Below are 13856 nucleotides of genomic sequence, written 5' to 3' on the forward strand. Positions count from 1 at the left end.
GTCCTCCGTTGACTCAACTGCCACTACTAATAAACTGTATAATGCCAATGACCAGCATGAGAATAAATACAACGGCAATCACAATTGCAAAACCAATCAGAAAGCGTACACCGGGTGAGCGTCTGTTCGCCTGTTGAGCTTCTGCCAGGTAATCCAACTTCTGCTCAAGCCGGTCAAGTCTTTCGTGCACTTGTTCTTGTTCGTGATTCGAATTCATCCATTCCTCTCCTTTAGATTAGGTGTTATCGCTCGAATACAACAGTTCTAATCCCATACTCGATCCAGTTGATCTGCATAGAAACGGATGGCTCTGCTGTAGTCGGTTATTCCCTTATCCTTTGATGTATCGGCCAGTTGTACAAGCAGCCGTCTCATAGCCTCCGCATGCTCGCCCAGATTGTAGAGCACCATGGCAAGAAAAACTTCAAATTCCCGGTGCTCCGGGAATTCACTTAACCCCTTTTCAAACCAGGCCTTCGCCTGCTCATACTGCCCCAGAGTCCGATACGTGCTGCCAAGTCCAAGTATGGCACCTGTCCTGTCCTCAACCGGAAGCCGAAGACTTAGAGCCTTCTCATAATGCGGTACCGCTTCCCGCTCCAGTCCAAGTGAATCATGAGCCCAAGCCAGCTGGTACCAAACTTGTGCATTGTCCGGTTCCTGTAACGCCAGTTCCTGCAGCAGCTCTATCGCCTCCTGCATTTTCCCCTCCGTTCTCAAGAGGATAGCCTGCTGTAAATCATTCATCTACTCCACTTCCCATTCTTCCAAAATCATTTTCCATAGTATAATTATAGCAAAAAAACACCCCGAGAAGTACGCCCGGGACAACCAGAGGTTGTCCAAGCCTGTTCTACAGCGTGCTTTTTCGTAAGATGCCACAGCTAACTCGGCGTCTTCATATTCGAATATTTCACAAACATACAAAAGTGATGAATTGCTCAGGACCAGGTTGTATTTGCCACCATGACAATGAATACAACCATGAGATAATTGACGGAGATCAGAAAGTTAACCTTGGCCCATTTCTCATTATCCTGAGTTTTCAATCCGCTTAATGTATGGACAAACCAGATCAGACCACCAATAACGGATACAAGCAGAAACACAAGTCCAACGTAGTTGTAGTAATACAACAGAAATACAGCAGGAAGCAACAGAAACACGTAAGGAATCATCTGCACCTTTGTACGCTTCACACCTTTGACTACCGGCAACAGTGGGAAACCGGCTGCACGATATTCTTCCACCCTGCGAATCCCGAGTGACCAGAAGTGAGGTGGCTGCCACAGGAATAACAGCGCAAACAGCAACCAGGCACCTGCATCAATCTGATTGGTTACCGCACAATAACCGATTACAGGCGGCATAGCCCCCGCAATTCCACCCAATGAAGTACTCCAGGTCGAACTGCGTTTGAGCCACATCGTGTAGATCACGATATAAGCAAACCATCCGAGCAGTGCCATCCAACCGGATAACGGATTGACCAGGAAGTAGAGCAGTACAAAACCGGCCACTCCAAGAACAATTCCATACCCCAATACAAACTTGGGTTTGAGATGATTGATGTAATCAATCCGTTTTTTGGTACGCTCCATCTTCTGATCCAATTCACGATCCCAATAGTTGTTAATGACACAAGCCGAAGCGATGACCAAGGTTGATCCAATCAACACCATGAGCAGAGATATCCAAGAGATATCCCATTTTGAAGCGACCCAGAACCCTACCGCTACCGCAAACACATTCAGCCGCAAAAGTCCGGGTTTCGTTAACGCAATCATGTCTTTAAGCATGAGAAGCCTCCTGAACTATGTAAAAACACCATTCCTATAATGATACATGTACATACCATGAATTACAATCTCCTTCATGAATTTGTCATAACCAAAAAGCATCCCTGCCGGTTCAATGGAACCGGAGGAATGCTTAACCGTTGCATTTTGATCTAATGTTATGGAATGTACTGCTGTACAATTTTGGTCACTTTGCCATCCTGCACAGTGAGGTGATACGGGAATACGGACAGATCGAGAATATTGGTATTCTCATACAAGGATTCGAATTTGCTGAGCGCCACTGACTCATTCCATTGAATGTTGGTACCCGACACTGTTCCATCACGATCATACAACTGCATCAACACTTCAGCATTAGCACTTACTTCTACCTTTTCCTGCTCTTTGCTGTCATTGACAATATAATAACCATCAGGAGCACCATCTATACCGGAGTCCGGATTGCGTTGTTCAAAAACTTTATCAGCCTCTGCACCTTGATACCAGCCAATCTTGTCTACAATCAAGTACAATTTACCATCCTCATGCTGTATGTCTTCCACATACGCTGTAAACATCTCAGAGTTTGCAGCCTGCGCTTTGGCAGAAGCCTGTACAGAGTCTGAGCTCTCCTCAGCGTTCGCTGGTGTAAGCAAATATGTAGCAAGCACAATCATGCCAAGCAAAGCAACAGCCGCACCCAGCATTCGTAATTTCCATTGTTTCGCCGCGTTCTTCATAGGCAGCATCTCTCCTTATTATGAACGTTACTATTCCTTAACCGGAAGGCTTTCTCTTCAAACGCTCATATGAATATTTAATCTTTCTTTCTACTCTCCCTATCATACTGGGTGTACACACTGTAAAAGTATCAGCCAGATGAAAAATAGTTACAATAGATGTCATCAAAAAAAGAGACCCCAAATGCCACGGCATCCAGAGTCTCTATTGGCTTAGCTTTAGTTTCAGCTCAATCTTAATGATTCGGGGTTGAACCTTGTGCTAGACGCACCAGCATATGAGCCAGCATATGGCGCTCTTCCTCTTTCCCGACATTCCACAGTTCTTGCAGCAACTTCTCTTCACGGTTACGCGGCTCTTCCCGGGCTGCCAAATAGTCGGCTACTTTCTCGGCGATTTTGGCCATCTGCTCCTCACCCAGTCCAATCGATTCTCCCATTGCAATTCGTTTGCCGAGATATCCTTTAAAGGCATCAAAATTCTGTAAAATCTGTTCCCGTTCCTCCGGCGCAATCTTATCAATCGCATTGTCTACTTTGTCCGTTGAAACTTGGCCATCTTTATGGATAACATGATTTTGTTCATTCATCTGAAAAACCTCCTTGAGTATAATCGCTTTGTGGAATGTAAGCAAAATGCTTAATCATACCAGGTTATCTATAATATAAACTTCTCGCTGGAGATTAATCAGACCATTTCTATCCTTTATCCATTTACTGCTTCCTCAGAAATGCTTCGTAATCGCCATACTGCCAGAGCTCCCCACATATACAGTATGGCACTCAGATAAAATAATACATCGATCGTCAGCCAATCAATCAGCACACCGCCAACAATAACCGCAAATCCAGACGCGGCGGATGTCCAGAAATGATAGTTACCTACAGCTGGGCCTCTTTGCCCAGCCACCGTATAATCGGCGAGCAGCACCCGTTCACTCATTCGCTGCATCGCATTGCATATCCCCATCATCATTTGCAGCAGCACCCAGATATAGGATATGACCCATGGAAAGGCAATCATGGCTGCAGCCATCCCCATCGAACTTACAATGAGCCACTGCTTGGCGTGTCGATCCATCCGGGGAGCGAGCCATTGTGAAGCAGCAGCCGAGCTGATTGTAAATACGGCAAAGGCAAGCCCATATTTGGAGAAGCTGTTACCCAGATTTTTGAGAAACAAAAGATAATACGGATAGATCATGCCCGAAGCGAGCGTAACAATACTTTGAGATCGAACAAGCCACTTGATAATCATGGATGATTTCCTCCATACTGCTCCATAAAATAGTTCATAAAAAGATGATTGGGGTCAACCTTTTCTTTAGCTGCAAAAAACTCATTCTTTCGTGGATAGGCCTGTTCGAATTGCTCTGAAGTTGCATAACCTGCATAGGGCAGATAATATGTTCCGTTATAACGAAGGACGACATCTATCAGCTGCTGCATACTGTCCTTGAACTTCCCTTGTTCTTCCTCGGACAATGAAGCGTGAAATAAACAGACAAGACCAAACATATCCTGCGTCGCATAGGAAAGCACAGCTTCTTCATCGTGTTTCACATACCTGACTGTAATGTTAAGCAGATCCAATTGCTCCTGTGATACGATCTCACCCATCTCCTGAACAAATGCGGGAAAGGCTTCAACCGGAATAAAATATTCCTGCAGCAGATCATTTTCTCCCGGCTGATGATACTCCATGAAGGCAGAAGCAGAAGCCATCGTATTGTTGCGGCTGAGCCTCTTGCCATCTTGTGACTCGAAGTACCGCTGCTGCAGCGGCCAAAACCAGGCCCGCCCCCATTCGAATTCACGATTCAGGTTGAACAGAAGTTTGCTGGGAAGCACGCCCCTTTCACGTTCATCCAGATGATTATAATCATCCAGTGAAACCGTTGGATCAGAGGCATAATTCAATGCATACATCTCGCGAAAGTAGCCTGCACCAGGCTGAACTGAAATTCGGGCCAGATGCATACTCATCATCGGATCTCCCAGGACATTCTTTTGAAAATAAGACGGATACTCCTCAACCTGCACCTGATCAGTTGTGAGACGGTAGACTTCGTCATCCGTTAACGTCAACGTAACGTCCAGAATCACGCCAAACAGTCCGTAACCGCCGAGAACAAGCGGGAAAAGCTCGGCATTCTCGGTGCGACTGACTAGCCGAATCTGACCATCTGCTGTCAAGAGATGAAAGGAATCGACACTTTCAATCAAGGAACCCTGCTGAAGTTCTCGACCGTGTGCATTTACACTGATAGATCCGCCTACGGTGAAAATATTTTGGGACTGCATATTTTTGACCGCCAGTCCATATGGGTTAATGGCTCGCTGTACTTCAGCCCAGGTCGCCCCAGCTTGCACACGCATCTTTTTGGCATCGATATTGACTTCCAGCACTTTGTTATACGAGGTCATGTCTATGACAATGCCATCTTTATAATAGGTGTGTCCTCCCTGACTATGCCGCTGCCCAGCAATCGATATCGTCAGGTTCCGCTCTCGGGCGTCCTGAAGCAGTTCAACGAGCTGTTGCTCTTCATGACCTTCAACTACACGTTCAACCTTAACCGGATGAAGGCGGCTGTAGTCGGTAATCAGATACGGATTCTGATCATCGCTATCCGTTCTCCAGTATGTCCACATACATAAAATCAGAAGTAACAGGAGCATGGTCATTTTTTTGAACAGATGAACTCCTCCCCTAACACTTAGCGTTTCAATTTGATTCAATTGGTTAATCGTTTACATATAGATTACAAGGATTGGATATGTTAAGGAACACCTTAAACATACCTGAATAAGGAGGGATTTTCCATGAATGAATATAAAAAAGAGCGAAAAAACAAAGATCTTGAGCCTGGTGTTAATACAATTCTGCACCCAGATCCGGACAATCCTGGCCCAACCGACATGATTGAAGAGGCCGTAGGAGAAATCGTAGACAATATCACCCATCCTCACAAAGGCAAAACGGCCGAGACCCGCGATACAAACAGCAAATAAATTCAGACCCTCCTTTTGCAAACAGCTTGCGTACAACGCAAAAAGTCCTCCAACCTTAGTCACAACGGTCGGGGACTTTTTTGTTTTTTCTATGAATATGGATGTTCACCATCTGCATTTTAATTTGCTTTTAAATCTGATTCACCTTGTTTTCCTTTTTCATCTGTTGCAATGCCTTGTGAATCCAGATCGCAGCAATCGAACCTTCACCCATGGCAACCGTAGCTTGTTCCGCGTGAAGGCCCAGATCCCCGGCAATCCATACATTAGGCGCGGCCTGCATACTGCGTGGGTTGGTTTCCACGTGTTTATTATCCGCGATGACGGCTCCAAGCTGCTCTGCCAGTTCATAATGTACACGATTGCCTCCAAACGCGATGAATCCACGCTCTGACTCATAAATCTGTCCATCTTCCGTCAGCACACCCGTAATATGACCATCTTCCATCTGTTGCACTTCTTGGACGGCGGCCTCAAGGTAACGAACTCCTGCCTCTTTCATGCTTCGATGAAGCTCAGCAGAGATTGGCGACTGCTCATGGTTAATGTACAACAATTCAGTCGTACGTTGAATCAAAACCATAGCCATATTTGCACCGGCTTCGCCTGCACCCAGCAATATCGTGCGCTGATCCTGAATCTCATATCCATCGCAATCCGGGCACACATATACTGTTCGTCCCAACGTAGGCCTTAATCCCGGAATGGCCGGTATCCTGTCCGTTAGTCCAGTTGCTAGTAGGACTGTTTTTGCCATATATTCAGAGCCGGAAGAGCCGAACAATTGAATTTGTTCTCCCCGGCGTCCTGCCTTTATGATACGGTCTTTCTCAAAAAACACTCCTGTCCGCTCTGCCTGCATTCTTCCTTTGGAGCGCAGCTCTTCACCGGATACTCCATCAGGAAAACCAAGAATATTATGATAGGTTCGGCATAACGTTGATCTGCCTTCTCCTGCGTCCACTACCAACACCCGATGGCAAGAGTAACGCCCCATCTGAATGGCTGCCTGAAGTCCTGCGAGTCCTCCACCTACTATGATGCAATCATACTCTCGCATGCTCCATCTCCCTCCTATGCTTCTATCTCTTATATGTTATTGGACAGTTCACTATCCTTCTATCCATTTACACCATTCAACCAAAATCAAACGTGATCCATTACAACTTAGCTTTTACCAAAATAAAACAACCCAAACCATCCGTCTAAATAACGGTGCGTTTGGGTCGAAATTTAGGAAGGATTATAATACCGGAATTCAGAAAATGTATGATTCAAATCGTGAAGCATTCGAAATGGCATTCCATACATCTGCCGTCTCTCCGCCCATATACCAGTAGGCCAATCCGGCAATGTTACGTTCTCCGCTCATCATTACTTTCGCGGATAATGAACGACTATCCTCTGCCCAAATATATCTCGGTGTCCCATTACTGTTGTAGCCGATGACATATTGAACCAGCTCTGCATCCCATCGTCTCACGGAACCCGAAGCTCGTGCACGTGTTCCCTGTTCTGCCAATGTGATGTCCCATGAACTGGCTGCCGGATTAACGGAAGACCAATCCCGTGTATATAAAGGAAGAGCTAAAATTGTTTTGGCGCGAACGACCTCAGCGAGCATCGTATCCAGAGCCCTTTCAACCCAAGGAAGAGAGGCCACAGACCCTGCTTGCGGATCGCCGTTCCAGTGCTCCTCATAACCCATCAGTACCATATAATCCGATACGGCGCCCAATTTCGCATAATCAAATGCATCGGTCCAGTCTGTCCCCAGATCGGGTGATACATCTACAGACACAACAGCACCCAGCGCATGCAGAGCCGTTGTCAGGGAAGTAATAAATGCGGTCATTCCTTCACGATCAGCTGGCAGTACGTTCTCGAAATCCACGTTAATGCCATCCAGTTTATATGTTTTCACATAAGATGTGACCTGTGAAATCACCGACGCCCGGTTGGCTGAGCTCGATAACATCTGGTGGGTAAGGTCCGGGTTCGAACGATTGCCAAGCAACGGCCATACCTGTCGGTCTGTAGCAGATGCCCATGATACTAACGACGTGTCCGTGAGATCTGTGACTTTCATGCTGCTATTCAGGAAAAACCAACGGGGAACCAGTGTGTTTGCTTCCGACTGTTCGATCTGTTTCCTGAACTCAGCAGTAGAGGCGTTATATTGCCATCCTAGCTGAATACCGAGCTGATCCTCGCTTTTCAGCTGATCTGACCAGGTTTTCTTTTGCAAAATGGCATCCAGCATCACTGCTGCCTCTTCTCTGGTCACTTGGTCATGAGGTCGAAACTTGCCATCACTGCCGCGCATCAAGCCAAGTTGATATACGGTCTGCACATAAGGACGCGCCCAGTCGGATATCTCAGCTGCATCGTCATACGTGGATGACAGAAGATTCGTTGATTTGGAGGATTGTTTCAGCATCCTCACCAGCAATGCAGCCGCCTCTTCCCGAGTAATGGAAGCGTTGGGCTGGAACACGCCCTGACTTTTGCCCTCAAGTATGAAAAGATTGGTCATGGCTGCAACGTTTCCGTAGTACCAAGCACTCATGCTAACATCGTTATAAGGATTAATATTGTTTTTAACAGGTTTCAGACCCAGTAGTCTCACAGCAAATGTTGAAAATTCAGCACGAGTGACTGCCTTTTTGGGTTCAAACGTATTCTCGGAGGTGCCGGCAGCAATTCCCGCCTTAACCAGATGTGCAATGGCATCCTTGGCATAACTGGAGCTTGTATCCTTGAACACCTGTTGTGTTGCTGCTGCCTGAGCTGTGGATTCACCGATGGAGATTGATACTATCACCAGTACACCGCACAAAATAGCATTCCATAGCTTTCGCCGGGTACGTTTAAATATTCTATTATTCACATCAAAAAGCCTCGCTTCATTGGAGTACGATCTACATCATCGTATCAAATTGAAGCGAGGCCGTATGTGGTTAAATATTGGGAAATTCGCTGAAGCGAGGTACCTCAATTTTTTGTGAATCGAGGTCACATTCGGCTTCTGGCGAAAGTCTTACTTGTGTACTTTTACACGTTGTTCAATCGGTTGGAATTCTTTCTCGCCTGGTGTTGCTGTTGGTTTGCCGAATGGCATTTGAGCGATCAGTCTCCAGTTCTCCGGAATGTTCCATTCCTGTTTGACCTTCTCGTCAATCAACGGGTTATAGTGCTGCAGGGAAGCGCCCAGACCTTCTTGTTCCAAAGCAGTCCAGATCACCAGTTGCAACATACCGTTGGATTGGTTCGCCCAGATCGGGAAGTTATCCGCATAAGCTGCAAAATTTTGTTGAAGCTGCGCAATCACATTGTTGTCTTCGAAGAAGAGTACTGTACCGTATCCGCTGCGGAATCCAGCCATTTTTTCAGCTGTAGATTTGAAGGCTTCTTCATTGCCAACCACTTCACGCAAAATTTCTTCGGTGTGATTCCACAATTTGTCGTGTTGTTCACCGAGCAATACTACGGCACGAGATGTTTGTGAGTTGAATGAAGTCGGAGTGTATTTTACCGCTTCTTCCACGATTTCCTGGATTTTAGCATCCGAGATTGTGGATTCCTTGCTGATTCCATAATAAGATCTTCTGTTTTTCAACGCTTCAAAGAAAGATGTAGACATTAAACATTCGCCTCCCAAAATGGTATTTCCTAATTTGCCAACACAGTAACTATAATATAGTAACATACATTAGTCAACAAACTATTTTATTTTCACTAAATGTACATTTTATTTTTTTTCAAACAGCTATTGCATAAATCTGATCACTTGGTTTCGCGGTAATCTGCGCGATATTTCTCTTCCGTTGACGAATTGCTCTTGGTCTGATCTTTATTCTTCTCTTCCTGCTTCTCCATGTTCAGATCTTCCATCGGAATGGGGTCCACCGTCTGCTCTTCTTCATGCCGATCAAGCAAACTTTCCTTCTCTGTTGGATACTGCTCCGGATTATCATGGGAACGATCCATATGTGCATCCTTGATATTTTGATCCGGTGTGCGCTCTTTCATTCGTGATTCCTCCTCAGTTTTCATTTACCCTTCTTTTACCTTTTCTGTCTGCCTTCTAAACACGGCGCGAACTATGCGATGAACGTAACAGGTGCATCTATATCTGCATCAGGAGGTAAAAATAGAAAAAAAGCCAACCAGAACGGACTGGTTGACTTCATCTACTTGTATTCAGTTCCATTTTATTGATTACTGGGCGAAGCGGTTGAGTCTGCGAGACTTAATTTGGCTTCAAAAATAATGCTCTCATTCTCTTCAGCCAATCTTCCTCGGACCCACACAGTTCCCTCTGTAACCTCTGAACGCTCAACAATCATTTGCTCCTGCATACGAATCTCACGATGATATGAAATTTGCAGGCGGCTCATACCTGAAGCCAGTTCATCCAGTGTTAATGCATCACAACATACGTCTGCATATCGGGCGTTGTTCATATGACCATTACTGTCTGTGCTGCTGTATTGTACAGTTAAACGATATTGTTCCTGCAAGCTGAGTTCAGAGGGAACTGTCACTTTAGCAGGGGCTTCACCTAAAGATAAATCAGGATGCGATTTCACTTCAAAAGGTAAAGCTGAAGGTCTGACGACTCTGCGTCTCTTTAGATCGACCAATGCCCAAGCCGTACGAGCTTCAGCCAGATGTGTGCCCTCTCGATCTGTGAGGATATAATCCCTTAACCATGTCACACCTTTATTTTCTTTATGCCACGTCTGCAAGGATACTTCTTCTTCCAAGCGGGCTGGGCGTATGATCGTGACATCTGTCGTTAATAGCATCCAGCCCAATCCCTGATCGAGCATCTCCGATACGGTAACTCCCATGCCTGCTAAATCGCGGTCTGCTGCCAACTGCATATGTTCCAGTAAAGCAGATACACGACATTGTGATCTGTAATCGGCATCGGCTGATCCAATTCGGTAATCAAGCTTGAATGGTTTTTCTGATTGCACTTAGTAACCTCCTCAGGCTGTGCAGAAATAATTTCTGATCGGTAACACTACATTAATCAAACGATCGATGTAATCGACTGCGGTACAGATCAGGTGCACACCCTACGCTTTGTTTGAACATGCGACTGAAGTGGGATAAACGTTTGAACCCGGCCAACCGGCTAGCCTCTGTCACACTGATATCCGGCTGGTATTGGAATAACAGCTTGGCCTGATTAATGCGGCGGTCATACACATATTTAAATATGGTACTGCCTGTCATTTCTTTAAACAATCCGGCCAGATAAGGCTTGGACAGATGAAGCTCACTTGCCAGATCATCCAGCCCAATGTCCTCCATATAATGAGTTTCGACATAACCAATGATATGCTGTACATGCCGCTCCTTATCGGAAGAGGGAAGGTGGTCCTCGACCCTGCCTCGGCAGATTCCAGCTATAACATACAGCAGGTCACATAAGCGAACGTTCATGCGTTCCTCTTTGAAATCACCCGGATTCACCATAAGCTGATGCAAACTCAGCAGCAAGGCTTCGAATTCGGAGCGAATATTGCCTGTGAGATTGATCCGGCAGTTTCTCAGTTCTTCGAACGGCTTTAACACTTCGCTCACCCGGTCCGGGTGCAGACTGCTGCGGATGGCCGAGGGATCAAAGTGCAGCGTCGTTCGCACATAAGGTCTGCCTGGCATTGGATGTGGCCGATGAAGGGTCATGCCGTGCATCAGGACCAGGTCACCCGGTTCAAGGTTGTAGACTCGATCTCCAATCAGATAGGTGCACTCGCCATCATGAAAATAGTACACCTCATATTGCGGATGCGAATGAAATCCATCCGATGCTCCTGGGTCGTACGTGCTGGTGGAGCGATAGCTATATTCCAATGGACCACTAAATTGCATTACACTTGGCACGTTCAAGTACCTCCTGTTCTGGAGAGGTTTCTTACCATTTTACCCGTTTCACATCATGTCGGATAGTACTGGACAGACTTTGAAATATAGAAGGCCATGCACATATCCGTTTGTTTGTACGGTACGTGTCATGGCCCTTTAGGATTGTGAAAGATAACTTACAGTAGTTGTTCAATACTCGTCTGGATCTCGTCAATCGAATCAACAGGTTCAAAACGTTTAACCACATGCCCTTCGCCATCAATCAGAAACTTCGTGAAGTTCCACTTGATCGCATCACCATGCAACCATTCCGGCGCTTTGTCCGCCACCATCAGCTTTAGCAGTTTCGCTTGCACATCTGACTCATCAAAACCTGCAAAAGGTCCCGACTTTTTCAAAAAGTCATACAACGGATGCGCCGCTTCTCCATTGACATCCATCTTGGAGAACATGGGGAATTTCACACCATAGTTAATCTGACAAAAGGACTCCGCCTCTTCACTACTTCCCGGTTCTTGCTCCGCAAACTGATTACACGGGAAACCAATGATCTGAAGCCCTTGCTCTTTATACCGATCATAAAGCTTCTGCATATCGTCGAACTGATGTGTGTACTTACACTTGCTCGCTGTATTCACAATCAATACAGGTTTTCCTTCGTATTGATAGAGTGGGAAACGTTCTCCACTCGTTTTGGTTACGCTAAAGTCATAGATGGTTGGCATAAAATTGGTGCACCTCGCGATGTTATGTAGTTATATAGACTCATATGAATTTCTATTATATACGAAATAGAAGATTCTGTATCGTAAAAAAAGCCTATAACTACTGCAACGCTACGAACAAATCAATCTCATTATTGGGATGATCAGGTTGATATCGTTCATCCCAAATTTCAAAATCATAGTCCTTCAGTTCATATCCCGTTTCACTTATCCATTGGCCATATAAATAATCATATGTAGCATCAAGCTCCGATTCAAACCCTTTGTGCGTACAAGTCACATATTGGCTTTCTTTGACTGCATGAAGAATCATATCAGGTGGGGCAGCGCTGTCTGCGAGTACCTCATAACCAATCAGATGTGTAAATACATCCTCCTTGGGATTGAAATCTGCGTCCATAGGATAAATCTGCATCAATATGACATTATCATTTTTCCGAAGCTGAATCTCCTCTTTTCTTTTGTGCAGTTGTTCATGATGTATCTTGCCAAGACCCGCTTCAAATGCTTCAACCGTGGCTTCAATTTTATACCCTACCACCTGAAAAGCGGGCAAAGTCACAACTTTAGCTTCCATATATGATCCCCTCCTTTTAGAACATGTCATAACTCAATGAATCAAAGCGAAATGTAATCACTCTAAACTTTCGTTGCGTTATTGAATCTATGTATTCCAAATTCTTTGAAATCCGATGTAAGTATCGCCTCTCTCAGTGGGTACAGATTTGGAGTAAATCTGAGTTCGATTCCTTTCTTAAATAATCTCTCTATTAAACCCTCCATGCGGTCTATATGTAGAGGCTTTGTAACCTCATAAGAAATGTAATATCCAGCCGTTGCTTCAAAGAGTTCAAAATTGGTGTCATCGAAATGGTACCTGTATATGATCTGATTCATAATCCTTGGATACCATGAACTTTCAAGCGTAATGATGATATCCGCATTAGAATGTTTGAAAAACTTCTCGTTATTCTCAGCACTTATCGTGTCTGTCTTTTTACAAATGATTCTCGGGCAATCTCTTGGAAAGTAATATGAATATTCATGCTCTTCATCAATAGCCCACACCACTGCAGGAAATTCAGCTCTGTTTTGTTTCTCTCTTGGAATAAAAACTTGGATATCTGAAACCTCGCTAAAATGATAAAGCATTCAGGCACCTCTCATCATTTAGTGATTATTAAGCCTCGGTAAAGATGCTCTTACATTCCAACAGCGCCCCACTTCCCGTCACATAAAACGACAGAGGTTTCGATTTGTCTTTCGGGGACGTTCCAGTATCGAGTTAATAACTGCTTCTTCTCATCCGATGAAACTAGGGTGAAACCATTTTTCAAATAGAATTTTATAGCCCATTCTGCTGAGTTCCAGGTTCCTATTAATATCGGTTTATCGGTGGATGCCACCAGATGAGCCAACAACTTTGTGCCTATTCCGCTACCACGTTGGTGAGTTCTTACATATGCGTGCCTGATTAAAGCAACATCACCTTTATCCTGAATTCCCATAACGCCCCATAATCTATTATTTTCTTCAAAGCCCCAGAATACAACGCCATCATGGATTTCCTGATTCAATTCTTGCAATGGCATGTAGGGTTCGTGATAGCGATCCTCAGGAATTACACCCTGGTATGCCTTTGCTGCATCATTAATGATCTCAACCATTGTATCTGCGTCCATGCTGTTGCACAATCTGATCATGGAATATACCTC

At 45.0% G+C, this 13856-nt stretch carries 18 protein-coding genes; 1 reads left to right on the forward strand and 17 read right to left on the reverse strand.

Features of this window, described 5'->3' with window-relative positions; translation table 11 throughout:
- Positions 1-13 precede the first annotated feature (13 nt).
- The 7 genes from HP548_RS06990 to HP548_RS07020 form a co-directional block, all read right to left on the reverse strand.
- Positions 14-217, reverse strand: coding sequence for a hypothetical protein (locus HP548_RS06990; RefSeq protein WP_076289659.1), 204 nt, complete (start codon positions 215-217; stop codon positions 14-16).
- Between the two features lie 47 nt (positions 218-264).
- Positions 265-747: a tetratricopeptide repeat protein gene (locus HP548_RS06995; RefSeq protein ID WP_175381266.1), complete on the reverse strand. Its 483-nt coding sequence runs from the start codon at positions 745-747 to the stop codon at positions 265-267.
- A gap of 194 nt (positions 748-941) precedes the next feature.
- On the reverse strand, positions 942-1799 hold the full coding sequence (gene cyoE / locus HP548_RS07000) for a heme o synthase (protein WP_099852949.1): 858 nt from the start codon (positions 1797-1799) through the stop codon (positions 942-944).
- A 158-nt stretch (positions 1800-1957) separates the two neighbouring features.
- Positions 1958-2521: a hypothetical protein gene (locus HP548_RS07005; RefSeq protein WP_083678925.1), complete on the reverse strand. Its 564-nt coding sequence runs from the start codon at positions 2519-2521 to the stop codon at positions 1958-1960.
- 236 nt (positions 2522-2757) lie between these two features.
- Entirely contained in the window at positions 2758-3111 is a 354-nt protein-coding gene (locus tag HP548_RS07010) for a DUF3243 domain-containing protein (RefSeq protein WP_072732493.1), read from the reverse strand.
- Between the two features lie 116 nt (positions 3112-3227).
- A complete protein-coding gene (locus tag HP548_RS07015; protein ID WP_175381267.1) occupies positions 3228-3779 on the reverse strand; it encodes an MFS transporter in 552 nt (183 codons plus the stop codon).
- The gene (locus tag HP548_RS07020) at positions 3776-5176 is read right to left on the reverse strand and encodes an FAD-binding oxidoreductase (protein ID WP_246317978.1); all 1401 of its coding nucleotides are present in this window, start codon (positions 5174-5176) and stop codon (positions 3776-3778) included. The genes HP548_RS07015 and HP548_RS07020 overlap by 4 nt, the downstream gene beginning before the upstream one ends.
- A 171-nt stretch (positions 5177-5347) precedes the next feature.
- On the opposite strand from HP548_RS07020, the gene HP548_RS07025 reads away from it, so the two are divergent.
- Positions 5348-5536, forward strand: a complete 189-nt coding sequence (locus HP548_RS07025) for a hypothetical protein (RefSeq protein ID WP_099852957.1) — start codon at positions 5348-5350, stop codon at positions 5534-5536.
- A gap of 130 nt (positions 5537-5666) precedes the next feature.
- Here HP548_RS07025 and HP548_RS07030 read toward each other — a convergent pair whose 3' ends face one another.
- The 10 genes from HP548_RS07030 to HP548_RS07075 all read right to left on the reverse strand — a co-directional run bounded on the left by HP548_RS07030 (position 5667) and on the right by HP548_RS07075 (position 13844).
- Positions 5667-6596: an NAD(P)/FAD-dependent oxidoreductase gene (locus tag HP548_RS07030; protein WP_175381268.1), complete on the reverse strand. Its 930-nt coding sequence runs from the start codon at positions 6594-6596 to the stop codon at positions 5667-5669.
- Between the two features lie 198 nt (positions 6597-6794).
- Positions 6795-8426 carry an S-layer homology domain-containing protein gene (locus tag HP548_RS07035; RefSeq protein ID WP_343054785.1) on the reverse strand — a complete coding sequence of 544 codons (1632 nt, stop codon included), beginning with the start codon at positions 8424-8426 and terminating at the stop codon, positions 6795-6797.
- A gap of 150 nt (positions 8427-8576) precedes the next feature.
- Positions 8577-9179 (reverse strand): nitroreductase family protein, encoded by a 603-nt coding sequence (locus tag HP548_RS07040; RefSeq protein WP_076289652.1) that lies wholly within the window; start codon positions 9177-9179, stop codon positions 8577-8579.
- 143 nt (positions 9180-9322) lie between these two features.
- A complete protein-coding gene (locus tag HP548_RS07045) occupies positions 9323-9568 on the reverse strand; it encodes a hypothetical protein (RefSeq protein ID WP_175381269.1) in 246 nt (81 codons plus the stop codon).
- A 182-nt stretch (positions 9569-9750) separates the two neighbouring features.
- Positions 9751-10521: an acyl-ACP thioesterase domain-containing protein gene (locus tag HP548_RS07050; RefSeq protein ID WP_175381270.1), complete on the reverse strand. Its 771-nt coding sequence runs from the start codon at positions 10519-10521 to the stop codon at positions 9751-9753.
- A 52-nt stretch (positions 10522-10573) separates the two neighbouring features.
- A complete protein-coding gene (locus tag HP548_RS07055; RefSeq protein ID WP_099852974.1) occupies positions 10574-11434 on the reverse strand; it encodes an AraC family transcriptional regulator in 861 nt (286 codons plus the stop codon).
- A gap of 158 nt (positions 11435-11592) precedes the next feature.
- Positions 11593-12141 (reverse strand): glutathione peroxidase, encoded by a 549-nt coding sequence (locus HP548_RS07060; protein ID WP_076289649.1) that lies wholly within the window; start codon positions 12139-12141, stop codon positions 11593-11595.
- Between the two features lie 100 nt (positions 12142-12241).
- Complete coding sequence (locus HP548_RS07065; protein WP_175381271.1) at positions 12242-12718, reverse strand: GyrI-like domain-containing protein; 477 nt, start codon at positions 12716-12718, stop codon at positions 12242-12244.
- Positions 12719-12780: 62 nt separating this feature from the next.
- Positions 12781-13293, reverse strand: coding sequence for a DUF6886 family protein (locus HP548_RS07070; RefSeq protein ID WP_175381272.1), 513 nt, complete (start codon positions 13291-13293; stop codon positions 12781-12783).
- Between the two features lie 50 nt (positions 13294-13343).
- A complete protein-coding gene (locus HP548_RS07075; RefSeq protein WP_175381273.1) occupies positions 13344-13844 on the reverse strand; it encodes a GNAT family N-acetyltransferase in 501 nt (166 codons plus the stop codon).
- Positions 13845-13856: the final 12 nt, after the last annotated feature.

This window comes from Paenibacillus taichungensis (genome assembly GCF_013359905.1).
Lineage (GTDB): Bacteria > Bacillota > Bacilli > Paenibacillales > Paenibacillaceae > Paenibacillus > Paenibacillus taichungensis.

Bases quoted from the DNA above. Each gene is read 5' to 3' on its own strand.
- HP548_RS07075 (WP_175381273.1), bottom strand. From the start codon at position 13,844: ATGATCAGATTGTGCAACAGCATGGACGCAGATACAATGGTTGAGATC.
- HP548_RS06995 (WP_175381266.1), bottom strand. From the start codon at position 747: ATGAATGATTTACAGCAGGCTATCCTCTTGAGAACGGAGGGGAAAATG.
- HP548_RS07025 (WP_099852957.1), top strand. From the start codon at position 5,348: ATGAATGAATATAAAAAAGAGCGAAAAAACAAAGATCTTGAGCCTGGT.
- HP548_RS07045 (WP_175381269.1), bottom strand. From the start codon at position 9,568: ATGAAAGAGCGCACACCGGATCAAAATATCAAGGATGCACATATGGAT.
- HP548_RS06990 (WP_076289659.1), bottom strand. From the start codon at position 217: ATGAATTCGAATCACGAACAAGAACAAGTGCACGAAAGACTTGACCGG.
- HP548_RS07065 (WP_175381271.1), bottom strand. From the start codon at position 12,718: ATGGAAGCTAAAGTTGTGACTTTGCCCGCTTTTCAGGTGGTAGGGTAT.
- HP548_RS07060 (WP_076289649.1), bottom strand. From the start codon at position 12,141: ATGCCAACCATCTATGACTTTAGCGTAACCAAAACGAGTGGAGAACGT.
- HP548_RS07020 (WP_246317978.1), bottom strand. From the start codon at position 5,176: ATGTGGACATACTGGAGAACGGATAGCGATGATCAGAATCCGTATCTG.
- cyoE (WP_099852949.1), bottom strand. From the start codon at position 1,799: ATGCTTAAAGACATGATTGCGTTAACGAAACCCGGACTTTTGCGGCTG.
- HP548_RS07010 (WP_072732493.1), bottom strand. From the start codon at position 3,111: ATGAATGAACAAAATCATGTTATCCATAAAGATGGCCAAGTTTCAACG.
- HP548_RS07005 (WP_083678925.1), bottom strand. From the start codon at position 2,521: ATGAAGAACGCGGCGAAACAATGGAAATTACGAATGCTGGGTGCGGCT.
- HP548_RS07015 (WP_175381267.1), bottom strand. From the start codon at position 3,779: ATGATTATCAAGTGGCTTGTTCGATCTCAAAGTATTGTTACGCTCGCT.
- HP548_RS07040 (WP_076289652.1), bottom strand. From the start codon at position 9,179: ATGTCTACATCTTTCTTTGAAGCGTTGAAAAACAGAAGATCTTATTAT.
- HP548_RS07030 (WP_175381268.1), bottom strand. From the start codon at position 6,596: ATGCGAGAGTATGATTGCATCATAGTAGGTGGAGGACTCGCAGGACTT.
- HP548_RS07070 (WP_175381272.1), bottom strand. From the start codon at position 13,293: ATGCTTTATCATTTTAGCGAGGTTTCAGATATCCAAGTTTTTATTCCA.